We start from the raw sequence: 18297 nt of genomic DNA, 5'->3' as shown, positions 1-18297 counted from the left end.
ATCACTTCTTGGTGGTATCGGTCGCGGCGACTTTCTTGTCGGTCGCGGCGGCTTTGGCCGGAGCAGTCTTTTTCGCTGGAGCCTTGGCCGGAGCTTTTTTAGCCGGGGCCTTGGCAGCCGTTTTCTTCGCTGGAGCCTTTTTGGTTGCCGGAACAGCAGCTTTTTTCGCAGCAGGCGCTGGAGTTACCGGTTTGGCAGCTGGCTTGACGTCTTGCGCGGCGACCATGGTCACCGGCTTCGGCGCGGGCATGTTGTACTTGCTCAGCAGCGCAACCATGGTGTTCTGCGGAGTCACCAGCAGTTCGACACGACGGTTCAGGGCACGCCCTTCAACGCTGTCATTGGCGGCGCGCGGCGCTTCCGAACCCATGCCGCGCAGCATCAGGCGATCACGCTGCAGGCCGCTGAGGCGGAAAATCGCGGCAACGGCCTGGGCACGCTCCTGGCTCAGTTTGATGTTGGCTGGCGCTGCGCCAGTGGTATCGCTGTGACCAAGGACCAGCACGGCGGTTTTCGGGTCGGCTTCGAGGATTTTCGCTACGCGGGTGAACGGGCCGAGGGTGACCGGCAGCAGCATGGCTGGACGATCCGGGTTGAACGAGCCTTCGACCGGCGCGGTGACAACCAGCACGTTTTCACGGCGTTCGAGTTGCAGATTGCTGTCTTTAACCGCTTCACGCAGACGCGGTTCGTAGTCGTCGAGCCAAGCCTGGGTCACTTTCGGATCCGGCATCGGCACGGCTTTGGTGGTGGGTTGATCCTTGCCGCCGAACGGCCACCACCATTTGCCACCTGCATCGGCTTCGGCTTTGGCAACGGTCGCCGGTTTTTTCGCTTCCGGGGCGACTTCAGCCTTCATGTCGGCCTTGGCCGCTTCATCATCGGAACCGAACGGCCAGTACCATGGGCTGCTGCTTTCAGATTTGGCAACCGGTGCGGTAGCAGCCGGTTTCAAAGGGACCGGCGCGGGTTCTTTGGCCGCAACCTTGTCGGAAGAACCGAACGGCCACCAACTGCCGCCGTCCGCATCGTTTTTCGGGGTCTGTGCACAACCGGTGATCGCTACACACAGGGCCAGGGCGAGGGTCTTTTTAGATGACATTGAAAATCCACAAAATGAAGTAATGAAAAATCAGAGCACTTTCGCCCGGATAAACAGCCGTTTTGAAACGAAAATCACGCCGAGGTTCCGACCCTGGAACTTCAAATGACGTTTTACAGACAAGTGGCAAGCACCCGCGCAAGCTTCTGCGCGCGCGGATCCATCAAGACGTACGGCCCAAGGGTATTTGTCACAAAACCAAACGCGACATCATGCTCGGGGTCAGCAAAACCGATGGAACCGCCCGCACCCGGATGACCGAATGCACGAGGGCCGAGACCGTAAGTGGCGTTGGGCACGTCCGGTTGATCGAGCATGCAGCCCAGACCGAAACGGGTCTGGGTCAACAAAGTCTTGTCTTCGCCGAGGCTGTGTTCACGGGTCAGCTCTTCGAGCATGTCGCTTTCGAGCAGACTGCCATCGAGCAGACCGGCATAAAAACCGGCCAGGCTGCGCGCATTGCCGTGGCCATTGGCCGCCGGTTGCTGCATGCGCCGCCATTCCGGTTTGTTGGTGCTGGTGAGCACCGAGGGTGGATTGGTGAAAGCACGGGTGGTCATCGCGGTCGGCTCGCGCATGGTCACCTGCAGCAGACGTTGCGCGGCAGCATCGCCAGCATTGCCCTTGCCGCGGGCAATGTGCGCCACGCGGTGGAATTCTTCGTCAGCCAGACCGACGTGGAAATCCAGGCCCAACGGCTTGGCCACACGCGCGACGATGGATTCGCCCGGCCCACGAGCGTCGGCGCGGCGCAGTAACTCGCCGATCAGCCAGCCGTAAGTGATTGCGGCATAACCGTGGCCAGTGCCCGGCGTCCACCACGGAGCTTCGGCGGCGAGGGCGTCGACCATGGTTTGCCAGTCGTAGAGGGCTTCCGGTGCCAACAGCTCGCGCAGTGCCGGCAGACCGGCCTGGTGGCAGAGCAATTGGCGCAGGGTCACGGATTCTTTGCCGGCAGCGGCGAACTCCGGCCAGTAGCGGGCGACCGGAACATCCAGTTGCAGCTTGCCTTCGGCGACCAGTTGCAGGGCGGTGACGGCGGTGAAGGTTTTGGTGCAGGAGAACAGGTTGGCGATGGTGTCGCTGTGCCAGGCTTCAGCACCATCCTTATCAGCAGTGCCGGACCAGAGGTCGAGGACGGTTTCTCCGCCGACCTTGATGCACAGGGCTGCGCCGCGTTCCTGGGGATCGTCGAACAGTGCGGCGAAAGCTTCGCGCACCGCTTCGAATTGAAGCTCGTAATGTCCCTGAATCTGCACCCGCAACTCCCCCGCGAAAACGCTCTACAAAGTGGCCCGCATTGTTCCAGCCCTAGAGGGATTTGGGAACAGCTGCGGGCCGGACGGTTAAAAGCCAAGTCAAAAGATCGCAGCCTGCGGCAGCTCCTACAGAGAAACGCGTTCCCATGCAGGAGCTGCCGCAGGCTGCGATCTTTTTAGAGCATCAAAGGTCAGTGACCATTGCCGGAATGACCACCGGCATGCCCTGCCCCCGACCCTTTGCCGGCCTCGCCTTTGCGGCCGCCCTCAGCCTCATGCCCCGCTGCGGCGGCCGCTTTCTCTGCCTCTTTGCCAAGCTGATCAATCGCCTGCAAATTGCTCTTGCGCACGGTTTCGACAAAGCCCTGATACGGCAGATCCGTCACGCCCACCAGACCAAAGTGACCATTCTCGCCATCGAGCAGACGCCCGGTCACCGGTTGATCGAGATACTGGAACCAATGCACGCCGACAATCGACGGCTCGCTCAAGGCCTGCTTGAGGAAATTGGCGTATGCAGGGCCGCGATCTTCTTCCCTGACCACTGGCGTGACGCCGCCCCAGAACGGGCCACGATCCGCTGAGCCGAAGTTGAATTCGGTGATCAGTACCGGTTTGTCCAAAGCGCCCAGCGCGGCAAAGTCATAGCCGTCCTGCGGTTTCAGCGTGTACATGTTGAAGCTCAGTACATCGCAATACTGCGCGCAAGAGGCCACGGCTTCCGGGGTGCTGATGGCGAAGCGGCCGCCGAGCAGCAACTGGTTCGGCGCGTGCCATTTCAGCGAGTCGGAGATGGTTTTGAAGTAAGTGTCGGCGAAGACTTTCTGGAAATATTTGAAGTCCGCCTCGATTTCCGGATGCTCGGGATTCGGCAGCGGTGGCACGAAACCCGGGTCTTCCATCAACTCCCACGCCGGCAGATCGATGCCCCACGCCTTCGACAGCCCCGCCTGATTACGGTACTTGTCGCGCAATTGCTTGAGGAACGCACGTTTGGCCGGCACGTCGGTGGTCATTTTCAACGTGCCGTAAGCCAGCGCGTAGCGGGATTTCGGATCATCGCCGGGACCGGCCCATGCCAGTTCGTTGTCAGCGTAGTAGCCGATCAGCCATGGATCATCGCGGTGATCACGGGCGGCGATAGCCACAGCGCGCTCGGTGGCCATGGCGAAGCGCGGATCAAATGGATCGGGCATGCCGCCCCACCAGTCGCTGCCGGTGCTGATGCTGGTGTAGTCGCCGACAATCGACAGCGGCAAGGTGTACGGCACGCGCTCGGCATCGGTCAGCGAATCGGCACTCCAGTTGCCGACCGTGTTGAAGCCCCAGGCTTGCAGGCGATCAAGCGTGTGGCTGGCCCACTGCTGCTCATCGATGGTGGCCTTGCACGGTTCGGCAGCCTTTTCTGTCGTCGCTTGTACGGTTTCAGTCTTGGCCGCTTCAGCGACGCCGGACTTCGGCTCGGCAGGTACAGGGGCAGGCTCGGCGGCTTGGACGGCGGCCGTTTCAGCGGCTGCAGACTTGGCCGCTTCCGCTACCCCGGACTTGCTCTCACTGTCGGCTTTGCAAGGTTCACCGTACACGCGCTGCAGGTTGGCGCCGTAGAAGTCGTACCAGCGCCCGTTGCCATAACCCCGGCCCTGATCAACACCATTGCCGCCACGGTTGTCGCCTTCGCCAAAGTGACTGGCCAAGGGTTCATCCGCTTTGGGCAAGGATTCGAACATGTACTCACGACCGGCCACGTAGGTCTGATTGACCTGCGGGCTGACGGTGTTCACGCCCAACGAGTAAAACGGGTGACCTTCAGGCGTGACCAGATACCAACGGCCATCACGCTTTTCAGTGCGGAAGAACCCGCTGGCCTTGAACGCCGGGCCTTTGTTCCAGCCACCGAACTTGTCCAGCGAGGACTTTTCACGCTCGGCCAACCAGGTTTTCAGTTGTTGCTGTTCCTTGGCGGCGGCGGATTTCAGTTGCTCGTCGTTGCTGATCTTTTCCGGCCACTTGCTGCGGGTCGACTGCCCGTACACATCGACCAGATTGCCGTAAACGGCCTGGGTGACCGATTCGCCGTCCTGCACACCGAAACGCTCCAGCAGCAAACTCTGGGCGACTTTCGGCTGATCCAAAGACAAGCTCACCGAAACCACTTGGCTGCGATCGATCTCACCGCTGCTGCTGGCCAGCAGGATCCGCTGACCATCGACCGTCATTGGCATGGGTGGCCCGGCTTTCATGCCAAGACTCAACGGTGACGATGCGACCAGCGGCACCAACAGGGTTTGCGCAGGGCCTGCCGGCAGGTCGACGCGGCTGACCAGGGTGCGGCCGTCGTTGCTCTGGATTTGCACATAGACCGTCACCGCCCAGTCCATTGCGCTCTGCAACCGCAGGGTCATCATCCCGGACTGCGACCAGTCCCACGCGCCGGTCTGCGGCGTCAGGCGCAAGGTCGGGCGCGCCACCGGGTTGAACGTCACCCGGCGCAGCACTTCGCCTTCAGGCGTTTGCTCGGCGTTGGCTTGCGGCAGATCAGCGTTTTCGGTGGCGATTTTCACCACGTCGGCAGGACGGACAAAGTTGAACAGGGTTTGCTGACCCGCAGGCGCCGCGAACAGCGGCGTGGCGAAGATCAAGGCAAATACGGCGGGCAACGAACGGCGGATCATAAGAACGGAGTTCTCCCTAACGACCAACAATGGCCAATGGAAAAGCGATGGCAGAGAGATAGACAACACGGCGGGCAAAACTGCCCACCGTTGTCTCAGGATATTTCACGACGGAATGGCGGCAACGCATTGAGGATCGCCTTGCCGTAGCGCTGGGTGACCAGGCGCCGATCGAGCAAGGTGATGGTGCCGCGGTCTTCTTCGGTGCGCAGCAGACGCCCGCAGGCTTGCACCAGCTTCAGTGAGGCATCGGGCACGGAGATTTCCATGAACGGATTGCCGCCACGGGCCTCGATCCACTCCGACAACGCCGCTTCGACCGGATCGTCCGGGACCGAGAACGGAATCTTGGCAATCACCACGTGCTCGCAGTAGGCACCCGGCAAGTCGACGCCTTCGGCGAAACTGGCCAGACCGAACAGCACACTTGAATCACCGCCATCGACCCGCGCCTTGTGCTTGTTCAGGGTTTCCTGCTTCGACAGATTGCCCTGAATGAACACTTGCTTGCGCCAGTCGCGGTCGAGGCCGTCGAACACGTCCTGCATCTGTTTGCGCGAAGAGAACAGCACCAGGGTGCCACGCGAGCCTTCGACCAGATCCGGCAACTCACGGATGATCGCTGCCGTATGAGCAGCGGCATCGCGCGGGTCGGCTTTCAGATCCGGAACCCGCAGCACGCCGGCATCGGCGTGATGGAACGGGCTCGGCACCACCGCGGTGACGGCTTTTTTCGGCAGGCCGGCGCGCATGCGGAAGCGGTCGAAGGTGCCCAGCGCCGTCAGGGTTGCCGAGGTCACCAGGCAGCCGTAAGCCACGTTCCACAAGCTGCGGCGCAAGGTTTCCGCCGCCAGAATCGGGCTGGCGTTAACCTCGATGTCGAACAGCGAGCCGCTTTCGGCCAGGGTCAGCCAGCGCGCCATCGGCGGACTGTCTTCCGGGTCTTCGGCGGTGAACGCCGTCCACAGCTCCCAGTTGCCCGAAGCGCGGGACAACAGGCTGCCGAACAGCGGATACCACTCTTCGGCCTGATTGCTGGCGATGCCGATGTTGACCTCGCCGTCCATGCCTTCCTTGAGCAGGTCGGTCAGGCGCGTGAACAGATCGTTGAGGCGTGAAAAGCCTTTCTTCAGCTCGATGCCCATTTCGCGCATGTGTTCGGGAATCACCCCGGCAACGAAACGATGACGCGGGCGTTCACGGCCCTCAACGTCTTCGCCGGGTTTGAAATCGGCGACCTGCTCGCAGGCGCTGAACATGAACTGCTGCTGGGCCTTGATCTCTCGCGCCAGCTCCGGCACTTGTTCGATCAATTTACCGAGGTCGCCCGGCAGCGGATGCTGGGCCAGCAGTTTGGTCAGATTTTTCGCCGTGGTTTCCAGCCAGTCGGCGGTGGAGCGCAAGCGCGTGTAGTGGGCGAAGTGGCCGATCGCCTTGTCCGGCAGGTGGTGACCTTCGTCGAACACATAAATGGTGTCGCGTGGATCCGGCAGCACTGCACCGCCGCCCAATGCCAGGTCAGCCAGAACCATGTCGTGGTTGGTGACGATCACGTCGACCTTGCCCATGCCTTCGCGGGCCTTGTAGAAGGCGCACTGGCCGAAGTTCGGGCAATGGCGGTTGGTGCACTGGCTGTGATCGGTGGTCAGGCGCGCCCAATCGGCGTCTTCCAGCGCATTCGGCCAGCTGTCGCGGTCGCCGTCCCATTTATTGCCGGCAAGCTTCTCGATCATGCTGGTGAACAGCTTCTGACTGGCCTCATCGACCTCGATCTTGAAGCCTTCTTCTTCGAACAGCTGCGCGGTGGCGGTCTGCGCGTGGCCTTCCTGCAGCAGCATGTCGAGCTTGGAGAGGCACATGTAGCGGCCCCGGCCCTTGGCCAGGGCGAAAGTGAAATTCAGCCCGCTGTTGCGCATCAGGTCGGGCAAATCCTTGTAGACGATCTGCTCTTGCAGCGCGACGGTCGCCGTGGCGATGACCAGACGCTTGCCGGCAGCTTTCGCGGTCGGGATCGCCGCCATGCTGTAGGCCACTGTCTTGCCGGTACCGGTGCCGGCTTCCACCGCAACAATCGCGGGGTCGCCACTGCGCCGGCCTTCGTCGTCGGTGTCGATATCCCCGAGGACTTTGGCGATTTCAGCGATCATCAGGCGCTGGCCATAACGCGGCTTGAGGCTCTTGGCCTCTAGAAAACGCGAGTAGGCGCCCTGGATCGTGGTTTTGAGTTCAGTACTGATCATGGATTGTCGGGCGCAAAAAACGCTGGATAAATTTTCAGTGGTTTCGGATGGCGGCTATCATACCCCGCTAATTAATCCCGCGCAGAACGGAGTAACCCAATGACACTTTTTAGCCTCGTCTATCCCCTGCATGTGCTGTCCGCCCTGGTCTGGGTCGGCGGCATGTTTTTCGCCTGGATGGTCCTGCGCCCCGCGGCTGTGAAGGCCCTCGACGGTCCTGCCCGACTGACCTTGTGGGTGGAAGTGTTTCAAGGTTTTTTCCGTTGGGTCTGGGTTGCGGTGATCCTGTTGCCGATCAGCGGCGTGGGCATGTTGCATTTGCAGCAGGTCGGCTTTGAGACCGCGCCGAAGTATGTGCAGGTGATGATGGGCTTGTATGTGGTGATGACCGCGCTGTTTATCCGTATTCAGGGGTTGATGCTGCCGGAGTTGCGTACGGCGGTGGACGCGAAGGACTGGCCGGCGGGTGCGGCGGTGCTGGGGCGGATTCGCCGGGTGGTGGGGCTTAATCTGATTGTCGGGTTGGTGCTGGTGGCGATTGCGGCGGCTCGGCCAATGATCTGAAAATTGGGGCAAAGATCAAAAGCCCCTCACCCTAGCCCTCTCCCAAGGGGAGAGGGGACTGAATGGGGGATATTGAAGAGTTACGCCGACTTGAGATATTTGCTTTGAATCCATAATCGACTCGGTTTTTCAGGTCGATGGGTAGCCTGAGTCACCTCGGTCGGCTCCCTCTCCCTCTGGGAGTGTATGTACCGGACACATGGTGGACGGGTGTTCGGAGACATGGTGGACACATTTTAATAGACACATTGCTCATCACCAAGGAGATGACCTGTGTCCTGGGAAGAGGTGTCCACTGTGCAGCTTCGTTCAGAATTCGTGCTGTTGGCTCGGCAAGAAGGGGCCAATGTTCGGCAGCTTTGCCGTCGATTCAGTATCAGCCCAAGCACTGCCTACAAATGGCTCAACAGGTTTGAAAATCTCGGTGCGCAAGGGTTGATCGATCAGTCTCGACGACCAAAGACGTCACCCAAACGCTGCGCTGAAGAGGTTGAGCAGCAGATTTTGACCGTGAGTCAGGAGTACGCCGCTTGGGGCGCTCGCAAGCTCAAGCGCGTGTTGGAAGACGACGGCAAAGTGATGCCCTCTGTCAGCACCGTGCATGCGGTTTTACAGCGTCATTCGCGCGTTGACCCAAAGGCTGCCGAGGTCAAACCGTTTATCCGGTTCGAGCACGAGGCGCCCAACGATCTTTGGCAAATCGACTTCAAGGGTCATATCAGCCTGAACCACGGACGTTGCCATCCGCTGACGATACTGGACGATCACTCGCGGTTCTCACTGTGCATCGCTGCGTGCGCCAATGAGCAGCGCCGAACCGTTCAGGAGCAACTAATGCGGGCCTTTCGGCTCTACGGTCTGCCTCTGCGCATGACGATGGACAACGGTTCGCCATGGGGTGACCAGACCGGCGTTTATACCGCGCTGGAGGTCTGGCTGATGAGCCAGGGCATCAAGGTCGGCCACTCCCGACCTTATCACCCGCAAACCCAAGGAAAGCTGGAGCGCTTCCACCGCAGCCTGAAAAGGGAAGTCCTGCAAGGCCAACTCTTCATCGATCTGGACGATGCACAACGGGCGTTTGATATCTGGCGTGATATCTACAACCAGAAGCGTCCTCATCAAGCACTGGGCATGCAGGTTCCTGCTACTCGCTACAGCAGCAGCCCGCGGGAATATCAGGAGCAACCGGCGGCGCCTGAGTACGACGATGGAGATGTGGTCAGGAAGGTTCAGGTGAAGGGCGAGATCTACTGGGGCAACCGTGAATACACTGTCGGGAAGGCGTTTTACGGGAGGTCAGTGGCTATCCGGGAAACGACGGAGGACGGCATCCACGATGTCTACTGGAGTAGACATCGTATCGCCCGAATCGACTTGAACTTGCAGATCGTCACGGCAGGTAAGAAGATCTAAAACCGTCCACCATGTCTCCGAACATGTGTCCACCATGTGTCCGGTACATACAGGGAGAGGGCTGGGGTGAGGGTAAAACTTTCAGAGGCGCTGCACAGTCACAGCCCCCGCCGCCCCCACTGGCCCAGGCTGTCCATCCGCCCCGGCCTTGCCATTCTTGCCGCCATCGGCGCGATACACCAGGCAGCCCTTGGACTTGCCGCCCTTCCCTGCTTTACCGCCAACACCCGCCGGGCCACCGTTGCCGCCAGCCACATTGACCTTGATCAACTCCGCGGGAAACTCGCGCGGCACTTCAAGACGCACCAGCGCACCCGGAGCGCCCGGTTGGCCGTCACTGCCGTTACTGCCATCAAAACCATGCCCGGCCGCGCCGTAGGTGCAGCCCGGGTCTTCACCGTTGCCGCCATCGAGGCCGACAAAACCCGGCGCGCCGGTGCCGCCACGGGCATCGACCAACAGCTGCGGCGCGTTCAACGCCTTGAATTGCAGATTCAGATTGCGCCCGGCACGGGCGGCTTTTTCATAAGTACCCGGTGCACCGCGCGCGGTGATCTGGCTGCCTTCGCTCAGTTCGGCTCGGGCCACTTTCAATTCCAGCGCCTGTTCGGCCGGTACGATGGCGATGCGCGCTTCATGGCCAAGACGCAATTCGCCCACCGTCAACTCGGTCACGTTGGCCGGAACCAGCAAAGTGCCGTAATCGGCGACGTCCAGACGTTCGAGCTGCAAGGTACTGGTGGTATTGGGCAGACGCATCAGCGAGTTGGTTTCGACACTGACCACCTGGGCACAGGCCAACGGACTGATAAATGCAGCGAGCAAGCAGAGTTTACGCATGGGAAGAAGCCTCCGGAGCGGCCGGGGCCGGGATGGTTTGCAGGTGGAAGACGCCGAACAGCAGGATACGGCCACGATCACGCCAAGGGTGCGGGCGACCTTTGAGGCTGCGATTGCACAGCAGCACTTCGAACACATGGATCAGCAACAGCAGACCGCCGGCCAGATTGACCAGCAGATGCAGCGGATGTACGAAAGGCACCAGTTGGTTGGCCAGCACCACACAGCAGAACAGCAGGGTCAAAAACCGCCCCAGCCCCCAGAACACTTTCATACGCTCCCCCGTGTTGCGAATTATTCTTTGGGCGCACAGTAACGGCTTCTGCGGGGGATAAGCCAGAGGGGTAAATGAAAAAACTTCCATCGTCTGCCAAATGGCTGCCGGAACGACGCTGATCGTCGCCCGGCAGCTCTAGCCTGCGCCCTACGGACACGTCCTAACGATTGATGTGCAACTCCACGCGACGGTTCTGCGCGCGACCTTCATCGCTGGCGTTATCAGCGACCGGTTCGCTTTCACCGCGACCTTCACTGGTGAGTTTGTTCGGCGCCAGGCCCTGGCTCAGCAGATACGCCGCGACACTGCTCGCACGCCGTTCCGACAATGCCTGGTTATAGGCATCCGAACCTTTGCTGTCGGTGTGACCGATGACCTTGATGCTCACCACGTCGGCATTACGCAGTTTGTCCATCAGCGTATCGAGCTGGGCTCTCGCCGCCGGGGTCAGGTCGGATTTGTCGAAATCGAACAGCACGTTGCCGGCATCGCTGAGGGTGATGACTTCAGTTTGCGGTGCAGGCTCCGGCACTTTTTCCGTGACCGGGTACTGCGGCAACGGGCAACCACGGTGATCGACCGGAGTATTTTCCGGGGTGTCCGGGCAACGGTCACGGCGGTCGAACACACCATCGCCGTCTTCATCGCCGTCCTGGGCATAACAGATCAGTCCGCCGGTGAGGATCCCCAGCGCCGCGCCGCCACCGGCCCAGCCGCCACTTTCAATGGCGCCGAGACCGCCACCGACCAGCCCGCCGATAAGGCTGCAGATCGGCCACGTACGTTGATTGAGGGGTGCAGTGCCATCGCTGTGGGTGGCGCAACCGGTGAGCAAACTGCCTAGCAGCAGCACCGGCAAGACGGACCTTGAGAAAACAGTCATTGTGAAAGCTCCTGTGTCACCGGCCCATACCGGTTACACAGGAGTAAAGACCCGCATCCGCGACTGCACAAGCCGCGGATGCGAGAGGGGCTCAACGCTGGATTTTGATTTCGGTACGACGGTTTTGCGCGCGGCCGTCAGCGGTTTTGTTGTCGGCAACAGGCTGGCTTTCACCCAGACCGGACACCGAAACGAAGCTGGCGCGAGGCACACCTTGCTGGATCAGGTAATCCACCACCGAGTGCGCGCGACGATCCGACAGTTTCTTGTTGTAGGCATCGCTGCCCACGCTGTCGGTATGACCGGTCACGGTCAGTTGCGCCGTCGAGGATTCCTGTTTCAGGCGGGTGGCGACCTTGTCGAGCACTTGCTTGTCAGGGCCGGTCAGCGTGGCTTTGTCGAACTGGAAGTGCACATCACGGATAACAATGGTTTCTTCCTTGACCACTACAGCTTCTTCGACCACGGGTGCAGGCGCTGGTGGAGGGCAACCGTCAGCATCGACCTGTACGCCTTTAGGCGTGCCCGGGCACTTGTCGCGACTGTCCGGCACACCATCGCCGTCTTCGTCGCCATCACCGTGAACCCAGCAATAGGCCGCTGCCGTGCCACCGACCAGCAACGCACCGTAACCGGCCCATGCCGAACTTTCGGTTGCGCCGAGGCCGGCACCGACGACACCACCGACCGCCGCACAGGTCGGCCAGTCGGTTTTCTGCAAACCTGCGCAACCAGTCAACACACTGGTTAGCAGAATCAAAGGTAATGCTGTCCGAACTATGCTCATCTGGTTTTCTCCTGAGGGATCGGCTTAGAACCGATTCAGGGAGTAAAGACCGGAGTTTTAATCTCCGCCAGCAATAGGCCACCGCTGTTTGCGAGCGTGTTCACAGGACTTCGGCACATTTGCCGCAAACGGGCGGAACAGGGCTCTTTGCCGCCAACGTCAGGCAGGCTAGTCTTGGCGGTCTGATTGAGGAGCTTTGATGAACGTCGCCATTTCTTCCCGCACGCCGCAACAGGCGTTGGCCGCTTTGCTGGATCGCTACGCCCCGGCGCGTCTGCTGCTGATTGGCGCTAGTGAGTTTCCGGCCCTGAGCGCCTTTAAAGAGGCACATCCAGACACCGTTGTGGCCCATGCCGCGCCGGGCGCACTGCCTGCCGAACTGGCGGCACAGCGTTTCGACCTGGCGCTGGTGGTCGATTGCCTGGAACATTTGCCCAAGCGCGATGGCCTTAACCTGTTGGGCGGAATTCGCAATCTCAACGCCAGTCGCATCGCCGTGCTGGCGGACCTGTCGGCGAGCGGCTGGCAGGAAACCGACTTCTATTCACTGGCACTGCAAGCCAGTGAACGTTTTCAACGCGACGATCAAGTGCTGAACCTGTTCACCTATGATCTGCTTGACTACAAACAAGTCCCCGACTGGCTCAACTCACGGTTCTGGGCCAATCCGGAAAACTTCGGGAAATACTGGTGGTAATGCAATGAGTACAGCCATTTGCCCGTGCGGCAGCGGCAATCTGCTGGAGGCCTGCTGCGGCCATTATCACGACGGCCACCCGGCGCCATGCGCCGAAGCCCTGATGCGTTCACGCTACAGCGCCTATGTGCTGGGGTTGATCGATTATCTGGTGGCGACCACCCTGCCCGCTCAGCAAGCGGGCCTGGATCGCCAGTCGATCAGCAACTGGAGCGCGCAAAGCACCTGGCTCGGCCTGGATGTCGAAAGCTCGGAAGTCTTCGGTGGCCAGCCGGAACACGCCTTCGTCACCTTCACCGCGCGCTGGCACGACGACCAGGGCGAACACAGCCATCGCGAGCGCTCCTCGTTCGTGCAGAACACCGGACGCTGGTACTTCATTGATCCGACGGTGCAATTGAAGCTGGGGCGCAATGACAGTTGCCCGTGCGCCAGTGGACAGAAGTTCAAGAAATGCTGCGCGGGGTATTTCGGCGCTTGAGGTTCAGGATCAAAAGATCGCAGCCTGCGGCAGCTCCTACACAGGATTTGCGTTTCCTCTGTAGGAGCTGCCGAGGGCTGCGATCTTTTAGCGGCTAGACTGCCCGCAAAGGGAGTAAAACCATGCTCGGTCGCTGGCGCACACTACATTTTCTGTTTTTGATGCTGATCCTGAACCTCGGCGGTTGCGCGTCGTGGTTCAGCGATGACAGCGTCGACCCCGCCGTGCATCTGGTGAAAGTCGAAGTGGTGCGCGCCAAACTGCTCGAACAGAAATTCATCCTGCACTTTCGCATCGACAACCCCAACGACAGCGACCTGACCGTGCGGGGGCTGGAATACCGCATTCATCTGGCCGATATGCTGCTGGCCGAGGGTGAGCATGAACACTGGTTCACCGTCGGACCCAAGCGCAGCGCCTACTTCAAAGTGCCGATCCGCACCAACCTGTGGCCGAAGGTAAAAGACGTGGTGAAAATGCTGAAAAATCCGAACCAGCAGATTCCCTATCGTTTGCAGGGCGAAATGGAAACCGGTTTATTCATCGCCCACTACGTGCACCTTGAGCGCAATGGCGTGATAATCCCCGCCGATTTAATTCCGGAGCAACACCGATGACCCAGCAACCTCATGTCCATGGCCCTGACTGCAACCACGATCACGACCATCATCACGAGCATGACCACGGCCACGTTCACGGCCCGAACTGCGGCCACGCCCACCAGGAACCGGTGCGCAACGCCCTGAAAGACGTCGGCCGCAACGACCCGTGCCCATGCGGCAACGGCAAGAAATTCAAAAAGTGCCACGGCGCGTGATGCCTTGGGCGAAGACCCTCTTCGCCTGACCCACCGCCTTCGCGAGCACGCTCGCTCCCACCTTTGATCTGCGCTGAACACATTTTCTGTGGACATCCGCAGACCTTGTGGGAGCTGGCTTGCCAGCGATGAGGCCGGCACATTCAACATTGATGTCGCCTGGTACTCCGCCATCGCTGCGATGCGGCGTTCCGACAAGCCAGCTCCCACAGGTTTATCAGTCGGCTGCCAGGATCTGTGCAGCACTGACCACCGTCGCATACTCCCCGTGCAAATTCCCCAGCGACATCCCGTGCACCTCTTCAGCCGTACGCAACGTGCCGAAATAATCCGCCTTGTCGAAGGTGAAGCACGCATCCTCTGCCACCCACGTATCAAACCCCAGATTCCCCGCCGTGCGCGCCGTGGATTCGACGGAGTTGTTCGTCGCCACGCCAACAATGATCAACTGCCCGATCCCCGCCTGACGCAACCGCGCCTCTAATCCGCTAGCACAAAACGCATCCGGCACCTGCTTCTGAATCAGCCATTCACCGGCCTGCGGCAAAAACCGCTGCTGAAACTCCACCCCTTCCTGCTCGGGCCAGAACACCGAATCCGGCTCGCGCGACAAATGCTGCACATGCGCCACCGGCCGGCCGCTACGCCGCCAAAGCCCCAACAGATCAAGGATTTTCTCCTCCGCCTGAGGATTATTCCTTCGCCCCAAACGTGGCTGCAGGATGCCTTTTTGCTGGTCGATGATGATCAGTGCAGCGTTGGCCCGAAGCTCCATGGCGATTTTTCTCACGCGGGGTCATTGAATTCTGCGCAGTTCAGCATCACCTCTTCCCCTTAAGCAAGCTATCGAACGCACACGGGACGACCTGACGCCGGCGTTTGCTGTCCGCACGCAAGTCCATTTCTGCTTTGGAGTTCTCCATGATCGACCTGTATTACTGGACCACCCCCAACGGCCACAAGATCTCCCTGTTCCTCGAAGAAGCCGGTCTGCCGTACAACGTGCACCCGATCAACATCAGTCAGGGTGAGCAGTTTCAGCCACACTTTCTGAAAATCGCGCCGAACAACCGCATCCCTGCCATCGTCGATCATGAACCGGCCGATGCGGGCGAGCCGCTGTCGCTGTTCGAATCCGGGGCGATTCTTTTGTATCTGGCAGAGAAGACCGGGAAGTTTTTGCCCAAAGACCTGCGCGGTCGGCAAACAGTGCTGCAATGGCTGTTCTGGCAAATGGGCGGACTGGGGCCGATGGCCGGGCAGAATCACCACTTCAGCCAGTTCGCCCCAGAGAAAATCCCTTACGCGATCAAGCGCTACATCGACGAGACCGCACGGTTATACGGCGTGTTGAACAAGCAACTGGCCGATAACGAATTCGTCGCTGGCAGCGAATACAGCATTGCCGACATGGCGATTTATCCGTGGATCGTCTCGCACAAATGGCAGAGTCAGAATCTCGAAGACTTCCCGCATGTGCAGCGCTGGTTCAACCACATCAAGGATCGCCCGGCAACAGTGAAGGCCTACGCGTTGGTGCAGAAAATCAATCCACCGAAGGCTTGATTGAACGGCAAAAGATCGCAGCCTTCGGCAGCTCCTACAGAGGAATGCATGCTTATGCAGGAGCTGCCGCAGGCTGCGATCTTTTCCATTCGACAGAAATACGCAAATAACCCCCGCCCCCGCTTGCGCGGCCACCTCCTGCTCACTAACGTAGCGCCTTTACTGACGCTACCCCCCGCAGGAGCTTTGCCATGGCCTCGCCAGCCCTCACACATTTTCTTCCCCGGTTCGGCGTTGCCGCAGCAGTGGCCGGTGTTTTGGGCCTGTCCGGTTGCCAGACCTGGAATGCTCAGGACACCCTCCCGCCAACCTCCGGCGTGCAGCCGCTCAAGGGCCTGGCGCAGAACGTGTCGGTGCGACGCAATGCCATGGGCATGCCGTTGATCGAAAGTAATACTTTCCACGACGCGCTGTTCAGCCTCGGCTACGTCCACGCCAGCGATCGCATCAACCAGATGGTCACCCTGCGCCTTTTGGCTCAGGGCCGTCTGGCGGAAATGTCCGGCGCGTCGATGCTCGATGCCGACCGCTACATGCGTGCGGTCAATCTGAAAAAAAGCGCCGCCGAGCTCTATAAAGCCTCGTCGCCACGCCTCAAGCGCTTCTTCGAAGTTTATGCGCGGGGCGTCAACGCCTACCTGTTCCGCTACGCCGACAAACTGCCGGGCGACCTCGCCTCCAGCGGTTACAAGCCTGAGTACTGGAAACCGGAAGATTCGGCGCTGATTTTCGCCCTGCTGAATTTCAGCCAGTCAGCCAACCTGCCGGAAGAAGTTTCCTCGCTGGTGCTCGCACAAACCGTGACCACCGACAAACTCGCCTGGCTGACGCCGTCCGCCCCCGATGAGAACCTGCCACTGGCCGAAGCCGACAAGCTGCAAGGCCTCAAGCTCAACGGGCAAATCCCGGGGCTGACCGAACTGAGCAACGCCAGCCAGCAACTGTCAGCGCTGAACCTGCTGGGCACCACGTCTTCGAACAACTGGGCGATCGCTCCGCAACGCAGCCGTAGCGGCAAGAGCCTGCTGGCCAGCGACGCCCATGGGCCGCTGGCCGCGCCGTCGCTGTGGAGCTTCGTGCAGATCCGCGCACCGAAATACCAGGCCGCTGGCGTGACCGTGGCCGGTTTACCGCTGGTCCTCGGTGGTTTCAACGGCAAAGTAGCGTGGAGCACGACCAGCGTGCTCGGCGACAACCAGGACCTGTTTCTGGAAAAAATCCGTCGTCAGGGCAGCAGTTTGACCTACGAGGTCAACGGCAAATGGCAACCGCTGGGCGTGCGCAACGAAACCTACTTCGTCAAAGGTCAGCGACCGATTCGTGAAGCGGTGTACGAAACCCGCCACGGCGCGCTGCTCAACAGTGCCCAGGCCGCGGCGCAAGGCAACGGCTACGGTCTGGCCTTGCAGACCCCGAGCTTCACCGACGACAAATCGCTGGATGCGTTTTTTGATCTGACCCGCGCGCAAACCGTCGAGCGCGCCTCGGACGCCAGCCGTGAGATCCGCGCCATTGCCCTGAATCTTGTGTTCGCCGACGCGAGCAACATCGGCTGGCAGGTCACCGGGCGTTTCCCTAACCGTCGCGAAGGCGAAGGTCTGTTGCCGTCGCCGGGCTGGGAAGGTCGTTACGACTGGGACGGTTACGCCGACCCGATGCTGCACCCGTACGATCAGGACCCGGCCCAAGGCTGGCTCGGCACCGCCAACCAGCGCGTGATTCCACACGGTTACGGCATGCAGTTGTCGAACTCGTGGGCCGCACCGGAACGTGGCGAACGTCTGGCGGAACTGGCCGGCAGCGGCAAGCACGACAGCCGCAGCGTGATCGCCATGCAATACGACCAGACCACCACCTTCGCTGCCAAGTTGAAGAAAGTCTTCGAAGCACCGGGCATGAAGCAACCGCTGAAACAGGCGATCGATGCCCTGCCGGAGGCGGATCGCAGCAAGGCGCGCGAGGCGTTCACGCGGTTGATGGCGTTCGACGGCAAGCTCAGCCCGACGTCGGCGGATGCGGCGATCTACGAACTGTTCCTGCAAGAAAGCATGAAGCAGATCTTCCTCGATGAGCTCGGTCCGGAATCGAGTCCTGCGTGGAAGGCGTTTATCGCCAATGGTGATTTGTCCTACGCGGCGCAGGCCGATCATTTGTTGGGACGTGAAGACAGCCCGTTCTGGGACGACATCCGCACGCCGCAGAAAGAAGACAAAGCGCTGATTCTTGCGCGCAGCTTCGCCGCAGCGATCAGCGCTGGCGACAGTCAGTTGGGCGGCGATCACCGGGCCTGGCAGTGGGGCAAGTTGCACAGCTATGCGTGGAAGAACGGCAATGGCCAGACCGTGCGCGGGCCACTGGCGGCCGGTGGCGATCACACCACGTTGAACACTTCGGCGTTTGCCTGGGGTCAGGATTTCACCACCACGCGTGCACCGTCGATGCGCTTCATCGTCGACTTCGGTCAGGCTGAGCCGCTGATGGGGCAGAACGGTACGGGGCAATCGGGTAATCCGGTGAGTCCGAATTACCTCAACGGGATTGATGCGTGGCTGAAGGGGCAGTACATCGGCTTGCCGATGCAGCCGCAGAACTTTGATCGGGTTTACGGCAAAACCCGTTTGACCCTTACTCCCGGCAAATAAGCTGTAAATCAAAAGCCCCTCACCCTAACCCTCTCCCAAAGGGAGAGGGGACTG

17 protein-coding genes are annotated in these 18297 nt (G+C 60.5%); 8 read left to right on the top strand and 9 right to left on the bottom strand.

The window, feature by feature from the left end; all coding sequences use genetic code 11:
- Position 1: 1 nt before the first annotated feature.
- From RMV17_RS06310 to dinG, 4 genes are all read right to left on the bottom strand, one after another.
- On the bottom strand, positions 2-1102 hold the full coding sequence (locus RMV17_RS06310) for an OmpA family protein (protein ID WP_311886031.1): 1101 nt from the start codon (positions 1100-1102) through the stop codon (positions 2-4).
- A 113-nt stretch (positions 1103-1215) separates the two neighbouring features.
- Positions 1216-2361, bottom strand: a complete 1146-nt coding sequence (locus tag RMV17_RS06305; protein ID WP_311886030.1) for a serine hydrolase domain-containing protein — start codon at positions 2359-2361, stop codon at positions 1216-1218.
- A gap of 191 nt (positions 2362-2552) precedes the next feature.
- On the bottom strand, positions 2553-5033 hold the full coding sequence (locus tag RMV17_RS06300; protein ID WP_311886029.1) for a beta-galactosidase: 2481 nt from the start codon (positions 5031-5033) through the stop codon (positions 2553-2555).
- Between the two features lie 95 nt (positions 5034-5128).
- Positions 5129-7273 (bottom strand): ATP-dependent DNA helicase DinG, encoded by a 2145-nt coding sequence (gene dinG, locus RMV17_RS06295; protein ID WP_034154974.1) that lies wholly within the window; start codon positions 7271-7273, stop codon positions 5129-5131.
- A 99-nt stretch (positions 7274-7372) separates the two neighbouring features.
- On the opposite strand from dinG, the gene RMV17_RS06290 reads away from it, so the two are divergent.
- Together RMV17_RS06290 and RMV17_RS06285 are read left to right on the top strand one after the other, a co-directional pair.
- The gene (locus RMV17_RS06290) at positions 7373-7837 is read left to right on the top strand and encodes a CopD family protein (protein WP_007918589.1); all 465 of its coding nucleotides are present in this window, start codon (positions 7373-7375) and stop codon (positions 7835-7837) included.
- A gap of 273 nt (positions 7838-8110) precedes the next feature.
- Positions 8111-9253: an IS481 family transposase gene (locus tag RMV17_RS06285; RefSeq protein WP_409373099.1), complete on the top strand. Its 1143-nt coding sequence runs from the start codon at positions 8111-8113 to the stop codon at positions 9251-9253.
- 81 nt (positions 9254-9334) lie between these two features.
- On the opposite strand, the gene RMV17_RS06280 is transcribed toward RMV17_RS06285, so the two are convergent.
- The 4 genes from RMV17_RS06280 to RMV17_RS06265 form a co-directional block, all read right to left on the bottom strand.
- Entirely contained in the window at positions 9335-10093 is a 759-nt protein-coding gene (locus RMV17_RS06280) for a collagen-like protein (protein ID WP_311886028.1), read from the bottom strand.
- On the bottom strand, positions 10086-10367 hold the full coding sequence (locus RMV17_RS06275) for a DUF1145 domain-containing protein (RefSeq protein ID WP_311886027.1): 282 nt from the start codon (positions 10365-10367) through the stop codon (positions 10086-10088). The genes RMV17_RS06280 and RMV17_RS06275 overlap by 8 nt, the downstream gene beginning before the upstream one ends.
- Positions 10368-10530: 163 nt before the next feature.
- Entirely contained in the window at positions 10531-11253 is a 723-nt protein-coding gene (locus RMV17_RS06270; RefSeq protein WP_311886026.1) for an OmpA family protein, read from the bottom strand.
- 91 nt (positions 11254-11344) lie between these two features.
- Complete coding sequence (locus RMV17_RS06265) at positions 11345-12040, bottom strand: OmpA family protein (protein ID WP_007918596.1); 696 nt, start codon at positions 12038-12040, stop codon at positions 11345-11347.
- Between the two features lie 199 nt (positions 12041-12239).
- On the opposite strand from RMV17_RS06265, the gene RMV17_RS06260 reads away from it, so the two are divergent.
- The 4 genes from RMV17_RS06260 (at position 12240) to RMV17_RS06245 (ending at position 14035) form a co-directional block, all read left to right on the top strand.
- The gene (locus RMV17_RS06260) at positions 12240-12737 is read left to right on the top strand and encodes a DUF6231 family protein (RefSeq protein WP_311886025.1); all 498 of its coding nucleotides are present in this window, start codon (positions 12240-12242) and stop codon (positions 12735-12737) included.
- Between the two features lie 4 nt (positions 12738-12741).
- The gene (locus tag RMV17_RS06255) at positions 12742-13218 is read left to right on the top strand and encodes a YchJ family protein (RefSeq protein WP_311886024.1); all 477 of its coding nucleotides are present in this window, start codon (positions 12742-12744) and stop codon (positions 13216-13218) included.
- 122 nt (positions 13219-13340) lie between these two features.
- Complete coding sequence (locus tag RMV17_RS06250) at positions 13341-13835, top strand: LEA type 2 family protein (RefSeq protein WP_034154968.1); 495 nt, start codon at positions 13341-13343, stop codon at positions 13833-13835.
- Entirely contained in the window at positions 13832-14035 is a 204-nt protein-coding gene (locus RMV17_RS06245) for an SEC-C metal-binding domain-containing protein (RefSeq protein WP_034154967.1), read from the top strand. The genes RMV17_RS06250 and RMV17_RS06245 overlap by 4 nt, the downstream gene beginning before the upstream one ends.
- A 217-nt stretch (positions 14036-14252) precedes the next feature.
- Here RMV17_RS06245 and RMV17_RS06240 read toward each other — a convergent pair whose 3' ends face one another.
- Positions 14253-14810 (bottom strand): cysteine hydrolase family protein, encoded by a 558-nt coding sequence (locus RMV17_RS06240; RefSeq protein ID WP_311886023.1) that lies wholly within the window; start codon positions 14808-14810, stop codon positions 14253-14255.
- A gap of 146 nt (positions 14811-14956) precedes the next feature.
- On the opposite strand from RMV17_RS06240, the gene RMV17_RS06235 reads away from it, so the two are divergent.
- Together RMV17_RS06235 and RMV17_RS06230 are read left to right on the top strand one after the other, a co-directional pair.
- Positions 14957-15601: a glutathione binding-like protein gene (locus tag RMV17_RS06235; RefSeq protein WP_311886022.1), complete on the top strand. Its 645-nt coding sequence runs from the start codon at positions 14957-14959 to the stop codon at positions 15599-15601.
- Between the two features lie 191 nt (positions 15602-15792).
- Entirely contained in the window at positions 15793-18243 is a 2451-nt protein-coding gene (locus RMV17_RS06230; RefSeq protein WP_311886021.1) for a penicillin acylase family protein, read from the top strand.
- The last annotated feature ends 54 nt before the right edge of the window (positions 18244-18297 follow it).

Source organism: Pseudomonas sp. VD-NE ins (assembly GCF_031882575.1).
GTDB classification, from domain to species: Bacteria; Pseudomonadota; Gammaproteobacteria; order Pseudomonadales; family Pseudomonadaceae; genus Aquipseudomonas; species Aquipseudomonas fluorescens_BZ.
The sequence above is the reverse complement of the archived record's forward strand: the minus strand, read 5'-3'. Positions and strand labels throughout refer to the sequence as shown.

Coding starts and splice junctions, on each gene's coding strand:
- RMV17_RS06245 (WP_034154967.1), top strand. CDS start 13,832: ATGACCCAGCAACCTCATGTCCATGGCCCTGACTGCAACCACGATCAC.
- RMV17_RS06240 (WP_311886023.1), bottom strand. CDS start 14,810: ATGGAGCTTCGGGCCAACGCTGCACTGATCATCATCGACCAGCAAAAA.
- RMV17_RS06290 (WP_007918589.1), top strand. CDS start 7,373: ATGACACTTTTTAGCCTCGTCTATCCCCTGCATGTGCTGTCCGCCCTG.
- RMV17_RS06255 (WP_311886024.1), top strand. CDS start 12,742: ATGAGTACAGCCATTTGCCCGTGCGGCAGCGGCAATCTGCTGGAGGCC.
- RMV17_RS06280 (WP_311886028.1), bottom strand. CDS start 10,093: ATGCGTAAACTCTGCTTGCTCGCTGCATTTATCAGTCCGTTGGCCTGT.
- RMV17_RS06310 (WP_311886031.1), bottom strand. CDS start 1,102: ATGTCATCTAAAAAGACCCTCGCCCTGGCCCTGTGTGTAGCGATCACC.
- RMV17_RS06260 (WP_311886025.1), top strand. CDS start 12,240: ATGAACGTCGCCATTTCTTCCCGCACGCCGCAACAGGCGTTGGCCGCT.
- RMV17_RS06250 (WP_034154968.1), top strand. CDS start 13,341: ATGCTCGGTCGCTGGCGCACACTACATTTTCTGTTTTTGATGCTGATC.
- RMV17_RS06275 (WP_311886027.1), bottom strand. CDS start 10,367: ATGAAAGTGTTCTGGGGGCTGGGGCGGTTTTTGACCCTGCTGTTCTGC.
- RMV17_RS06265 (WP_007918596.1), bottom strand. CDS start 12,040: ATGAGCATAGTTCGGACAGCATTACCTTTGATTCTGCTAACCAGTGTG.
- RMV17_RS06230 (WP_311886021.1), top strand. CDS start 15,793: ATGGCCTCGCCAGCCCTCACACATTTTCTTCCCCGGTTCGGCGTTGCC.
- RMV17_RS06270 (WP_311886026.1), bottom strand. CDS start 11,253: ATGACTGTTTTCTCAAGGTCCGTCTTGCCGGTGCTGCTGCTAGGCAGT.
- RMV17_RS06300 (WP_311886029.1), bottom strand. CDS start 5,033: ATGATCCGCCGTTCGTTGCCCGCCGTATTTGCCTTGATCTTCGCCACG.
- dinG (WP_034154974.1), bottom strand. CDS start 7,273: ATGATCAGTACTGAACTCAAAACCACGATCCAGGGCGCCTACTCGCGT.
- RMV17_RS06235 (WP_311886022.1), top strand. CDS start 14,957: ATGATCGACCTGTATTACTGGACCACCCCCAACGGCCACAAGATCTCC.